Origin of the sequence: Psychrobacter sp. W2-37-MNA-CIBAN-0211 (assembly GCF_040309405.1) — a bacterium.
Classification (GTDB): Bacteria; Pseudomonadota; Gammaproteobacteria; order Pseudomonadales; family Moraxellaceae; genus Psychrobacter; species Psychrobacter glaciei.
Genome location: NZ_JBEOOU010000237.1, coordinates 1 through 268, shown reverse-complemented (window position 1 = coordinate 268; position 268 = coordinate 1). Strand labels below are relative to the sequence as shown.

Sequence of the window (268 nt, the reverse complement as noted above, 5' to 3'; positions counted from 1 at the left end):
GCTTACCTCTTAGCACTGTAAGTGGTGTTTTTAGCTCATGAGCGGCATCAGCCGTAAAACGAGAAACTTGTTGAAAACTGTCCTCTAGGCGATCGAGCATCATATTGTATGCATCAATCAACATTTTGAATTCTTTGTCTTCTTTATGCTCAGGCAAGCGATGGCTAAGATCTTTTTGGGTCACCTTATCCATGGCTTTATGTAATCTGTTTATTGGTTTAATGGTATTGGTCGAGATAATCCATGCGCCTAGAATACTGAGCAGTAA

General features: G+C 40.3%; 1 protein-coding gene. It reads right to left on the bottom strand.

Features of this window, described 5'->3' with window-relative positions; genetic code table 11:
• Nucleotides 1–268, bottom strand: a 268-nt coding sequence (locus AAEY72_RS15060; RefSeq protein WP_352311372.1) for a HAMP domain-containing protein, incomplete at both ends; no start/stop codon positions are given.